The 5,252-nt window shown below is 63.4% G+C and carries 7 protein-coding genes; 4 read left to right on the plus strand and 3 right to left on the minus strand.

All coding sequences use genetic code 11. The features are described from left to right. Nucleotides 1-394, plus strand: a 394-nt coding sequence (locus Q8P38_01155; protein ID MDP4013222.1) for an HNH endonuclease signature motif containing protein, incomplete at its 5' end; no start/stop codon positions are given. Nucleotides 395-441: 47 nt separating this feature from the next. Here Q8P38_01155 and glgC read toward each other — a convergent pair. Continuing rightward, complete coding sequence (gene glgC / locus Q8P38_01160; GenBank protein MDP4013223.1) at nucleotides 442-1,659, minus strand: glucose-1-phosphate adenylyltransferase; 1,218 nt, start codon at nucleotides 1,657-1,659, stop codon at nucleotides 442-444. Nucleotides 1,660-1,768: 109 nt separating this feature from the next. Between glgC and Q8P38_01165 the strand changes: the two genes are divergently transcribed. Together Q8P38_01165 and glgA are read left to right on the plus strand one after the other, a co-directional pair. Continuing rightward, a complete protein-coding gene (locus tag Q8P38_01165) occupies nucleotides 1,769-2,527 on the plus strand; it encodes a class I SAM-dependent methyltransferase (GenBank protein MDP4013224.1) in 759 nt (252 codons plus the stop codon). Between the two features lie 41 nt (nucleotides 2,528-2,568). Further along, the gene (gene glgA, locus Q8P38_01170; protein MDP4013225.1) at nucleotides 2,569-3,732 is read left to right on the plus strand and encodes a glycogen synthase; all 1,164 of its coding nucleotides are present in this window, start codon (nucleotides 2,569-2,571) and stop codon (nucleotides 3,730-3,732) included. Between the two features lie 29 nt (nucleotides 3,733-3,761). Here glgA and Q8P38_01175 read toward each other — a convergent pair whose 3' ends face one another. Further along, complete coding sequence (locus Q8P38_01175) at nucleotides 3,762-4,091, minus strand: Lsr2 family protein (GenBank protein ID MDP4013226.1); 330 nt, start codon at nucleotides 4,089-4,091, stop codon at nucleotides 3,762-3,764. Nucleotides 4,092-4,213: 122 nt separating this feature from the next. After that, a complete protein-coding gene (locus Q8P38_01180) occupies nucleotides 4,214-4,540 on the minus strand; it encodes a GNAT family N-acetyltransferase (protein MDP4013227.1) in 327 nt (108 codons plus the stop codon). 119 nt (nucleotides 4,541-4,659) lie between these two features. Here Q8P38_01180 and Q8P38_01185 point away from each other — a divergent pair. Continuing rightward, nucleotides 4,660-5,252, plus strand: a 593-nt coding sequence (locus tag Q8P38_01185; protein ID MDP4013228.1) for a transposase family protein, incomplete at its 3' end; no start/stop codon positions are given.

Here is a 5,252-nt window from a genome sequence, read left to right on the forward strand (position 1 = left end):
CAAGTGGCGGTTGTGGGTTACCGATGCGGCGTCGTCGACGGTGACGGCGACTGGTTCTCGAACGTATACCCCGGGTGCGGCGTTGGCTCGGTTGGTTCGGGCCCGCGAACCGTATTGCCGCCATCCTGGCTGCCGCCGCCAGTCCCAGGCTTGCGATCTTGATCACGCCGTCCCATGGCCCAAGGGAGCTACCACAGCGCAGAACTTAGGGCCGTTGTGTCGGAGGCATCACGGCCAGAAGACCCACCACGGCTGGGACCTAGACCCAGGCCTTGACCCTGGCCCAGACCCCAAGACAGGGCAAGACCGCAACGAGGCAGCGGCCGGCTGGACATGGCGCACCCCAGCCGGAATCACCATCACCGACAAGCCCCCACCGCCACTACTGGAGTAGCCGGGGCGGGGACCCGAGGCCGCGCGCCCGCGAAATCGGAAGAGGCATCAAACCACTTCCTGCCCCTTGCCCAGGACGACGACACCGCCATCGGACACGGTGTACTTCTGTCTGTCGCTGTCCAGGTCGACACCTATGTGCACGCCAGGTGGCACGATCACGTTCTTGTCCAGGATCACGTTGTTCAGCACTGCGTTGGGGCCAACCCGCACGCCGGGCAACAGCACGCAGCCCTCCACGACAGCGCCCTCAGCGATGATGACGTTGTGCGAGACCACCGAGGACCTAACGTGCGCGCCGGAGATGATCGAGCCGGAGTTGACCATCGACTCGTCCATAGTCCCGCCCTCCACGAACTTCGCGGGGGGCATCTGAGGTGCGCTGGTCAGTATGGGCCAATCACTGTTGTAGAGATTGAACACGGGATGGAGCGAGACCAGATCCATGTGCGCGTCGTGGTAGGCGTCCAGGCTCCCAACGTCACGCCAGTAGGCGCGATCCCGGTCAGTCGCACCGGGCACCTCATTGCCCCCGAAGTCGTAGACGTGCGCCGCTCCGGCATTAGTGAGCATGGGCAGGATGCTGCCCCCCATGTCGTGGATGGACCCCTCATCGGAAGCATCGGCCTGAAGCGCCTCGATGAGAGTCCCCGTTGAGAACACGTAATTCCCCATGGACGCGTAGGCCAGATCTGGCTTGCCGGGGATTGATGGCGGATCGTCTGGCTTCTCCAGGAACTGACTGATCGTGCTGCCGTCCCTACCGACCCCAATCACACCAAACTGATCTGCCGTGTGCCTCGCGACAGGGATACCCGCGACCGTCACCCCAGCGCCGGTCTCGATGTGGCGATCAACCATCTGGCGCGGATCCATGCGATAGACATGATCGGCGCCGAACACGACCACGTAATCGGGCTGCTCGTCGTAGACCAAGTTCAGACTCTGGCAGATCGCATCGGCGGAGCCCGTGTACCACCGGGGGCCCAAGCGCTGCTGCGCCGGCACCGAGGTGACGTAATCGCCAGTCATCGCTGACATGCGCCATGTCGTCGTGATGTGCCTGTCAAGGGAGTGCGACTTGTACTGGGTGAGCACGCAAATACGCAGGTAGCCCGCGTTGACGAGGTTCGACAGGACGAAGTCAATCAACCTGTACGAGCCGCCGAACGGCACCGCAGGCTTGGCGCGATCGGCGGTCAGGGGCATCAGGCGCTTGCCTTCGCCTCCCGCGAGAACGATTCCGAGAACACGTGGCGAAGTCACGGCTTCACACTACCCACGCCGGCGGACTGACGCGGGCCGAGCGCCGACCCCTTCGCCCAAGATGCCCGATCGCCTGGCCGCGAACCAACTGGCGTGAGAGATTGCCACCATGTCAAAGGAAGCCTCTGAGCTCAAATGGAGGCGCCGATCGTTCGGAGCCACGGCCAACGAATACCACCGGTACCGCCCGGAGTATCCCGCAGCCATCATCGACGCGATCGTCGCTCGTCGCCACGGGCGCGGGAACCCGAAGGTTCTGGATCTGGGAGCGGGCACGGGTTTGATGTCCGCCGCGATAAGGGATCGAGGCCTCGACGTAGTCGCGCTGGAACCCGACGAACGCATGCATGACGTCCTGGGCACCGTCGTCGGACCCGACTGCGCGCTGATCGGCAGTGCCGAGCAGATCCCCCTGCCGAACCAATCGGTTGATGTTGTCATCGCCGCGCAGATGTGGCATTGGGTCGACCCGGCCCGGGGCTTGCCGGAAGTCGCGCGCGTGCTTCGGCCCGGCGGCGTCTTCGCCATCGTGTGGAACCTGCGCGACGATCGCGTCGACTGGGTCCTGCGACACAGTCAAAGAATCGACTTGATGGACACCTATTCTCAGTTCGACGATTCTCGCGTGCCGTCGTTCGGCGAGTACTTCGGCAGCAGCGAACTCATCGAAGTCGATCACGGCCACCCGATGGACGCCGACAGGCTCGTGGGTCTGCTTCGAACGCACTCGCTCTTGATTCTTCGGGGGGAGCTGGATCAGATGGAGGCCGAGACGCGCCGACTCGTCGCTGAACATCCAGACCTCCAGGGCAATGACGAGTTCGAACTGCCCTATGTATGCAAAGCGTTCGTCGCCAGACGTGCCTAACCGAAGAGCGATCTTGAGTCCAACGCCATAGGCTCAGTGACGTGCGAATAGGGATCCTGACCCGCGAATGGCCACCTGAGATCTACGGCGGAGCCGGGGTCCACGTAGAGCATCTTGTCGCCGAGCTTGCCAAGCTCGCCGACGTACAGGTGCAGTGTTTCGGAGCTCCCCGGGTCGACGCGATGGCCTACGAGCCGCCATCGGACATGGCGGACGACAACTTCTCGCTCCAGACGCTCGCGGTTGACCTGCGCATGGCGAGCGGAGCCGCCGGATGCGATGTTGTCCACTCCCACACCTGGTACGCGAACATGGGCGGCCACATCGGCGCGCTTCTGCACGGCATCCCACACGTGATCAGTGCGCACTCCCTTGAACCAAGGCGACCCTGGAAGGAAGAGCAGCTCGGTGGCGGGTACCGAGTGTCGTCATGGGCTGAGAGAGCCGCCTACGCGGAGGCCGATGCGATCATCGCCGTCAGCGCCGGTATGCGTGACGACGTGTTGGACTGCTACCCCTGGATCGACCCGGCCAGGGTCCATGTCGTCCACAACGGCATCAACACGGTGGAGTACAGCCCGGTTCCCGAGGCCGACGCGCTTGAGCGCAACGGCGTCCGGACCGATCGGCCATACGCGATCTTCGTCGGCAGGATCGCGCGCCAGAAGGGACTGCCGCACCTGCTGCGGGCGGCCGAGCGGTTTGAGCCGGGCGTCGGATTGGTCTTGTGCGCAGCCGCGCCTGACACTCCGGAGCTGGGACGAGAAGTCGCGGCCCAGGTGTCAGCGCTGAAGGCGAAGCGCGGCGACGACGCGGTGGTCTGGATCCAGGAGCAACTTCCGCGGCCGGACGTGGTCCAGCTCCTCACGCACGCGGCGGTCTTCGCCTGCCCATCCATCTACGAGCCCCTGGGCATCGTCAACCTTGAAGCCATGGCGTGCGAGACGGCCGTAGTCGCCAGCGATGTCGGCGGGATCCCAGAGGTAGTCGATGACGAGGCCACCGGACTACTAGTGCACTACGACGAGAAGCATCCAGCCGAATTCGAGTCGGCCCTCGCCGCCGCGATCAACCGGGTCGTGTGTGATCCAGCGTTGGCGTCAACGTTCGGCCTAGCCGGGCGAGAGCGGGCGATCAGCAAGTTCGGATGGGACACCATCGCCCACAGGACCATCGACGTGTACCAACAGGCGATCGACGGCTAAGGCGCGAAGTTCGTCGCTGCGACCTGACGTTAGGAGTTCGCGGCCTCAAACGCAGCCACGACATCAGCCGGGACTCGCCCGCGCTCGGTGACCTTCATGCCATTGGCCCTGGCCCAGGCCCTCATCTCAGCGGCCCTGCCGCGGCCATCGCGGCCATCGCGGGCGTGGCGGCGAGCGCGCGTACGCTCAGCACGGCGCCCCTTATCGATGTAGACCTGGAACAAACCTCGAAGCTCCTCGGCATTCGCTGCCGACAAGTCAATCTCGAACGCTCTTCCGTCCAAGCAGAATCTCACTGTCTCGTCAGCCGGACCGCCCTTGAGGTCGTCCTCTAGCCATTCCGTAATTCTACGTGTCACTTGTTTACTCACTTTCTGTTTCTGAACTCTCGTGAACTAAACTCACTGGAAGTTCTCCTGCCAGAACTCTGGCATACGCATGACGATACACCACATGACTCGCCCGCAGTCAATAGCGATTATCAAACAGCTCCGATATTGGCACGACTCGCGGACGAAAGACGGCGAATCATCCGCTCATTACCAAGCGTATTCGGCTTCACTCGTTCCAAGTCCAGGAACTCGGCTACTCCCTCATCTTCAGATCGAAGGAGTTCGGCGAACACTTCGGGCGGCACAACCTCGCCTTGGTATCGCTCGAATCCATGGCGTTCGAAGAACCCAGTTTCGAAAGTAAGACAGAACACGCGACCCACGCCTAGCATCTCCGCTCGATCCAGCAGAAGCCGCAGAACTCGCCCGCCCACGCCTCTGCCAACGAATCCCGGGTCAACGGCGAGTGTTCTTATCGGTTCTTCGAAGTTGGGGGGGAGACACGATCTTGAGTTTGGTCAGCTTGGGCTGATTACGTCCGTGGCCCCTTGATGCTGGCGGTGTCTACGCCAAACCAGTAGAAGGAGCCACGGACATGGATGACGGTACGACGATTCTGTTTGGCCTGCCAGGGGTCGCGGTGCGCGATGTTGAGCGTGTCGATGGTGGGCGGTTGGTGCATGTGGTCACCGATGACACCGGCGCCTCGGCTTGTCCGGTGTGCGGGGTGTTCTCGGACACGGTCCGCCAGTATCGGACAACCAGGCCGAAGGATCTTGGGTATGGGGAAGAGCCGCTGGCAGTTCGCTGGCACAAGACCCAGTACGCGTGTCGGGAACAGTCGTGTCCGCGCAAGGCGTTCACTGAATGCGTCCGAGAGATCCCGGCCGGGGCCCGAGCCACTGGCCGGTTGCGCCGCGCGGCCGCGGACGCGGTCGCCGCGGGTGCTTCGGTCGCGGCCGCGGTGCGTGAACACGGGTTGAGCTGGCCGATCGTGCATGCGGCGTTCGTGGCCAAAGCGGACGCGCAACTGGTTGAGCCCCGGCAGGTTCGGGTGCTCGGTATCGATGAGACACGCCGCGGGCGGCCGCGCTGGAGTAAAGATCCAATCAGCGGGAAGTGGCTGAAACTGGACACGTTCGAGACGAACTTCTTCGATCTCGACGGTGATGGTGGCCTGCTCGGTCA

The sequence above is a fragment of the Candidatus Nanopelagicales bacterium genome (assembly GCA_030700225.1).
Lineage (GTDB): Bacteria > Actinomycetota > Actinomycetes > S36-B12.

What these genes read in the sequence shown, in the direction of transcription:
- Q8P38_01165 (MDP4013224.1), top strand. Translation starts at nt 1,769, where the DNA reads ATGTCAAAGGAAGCCTCTGAGCTCAAATGGAGGCGCCGATCGTTCGGA.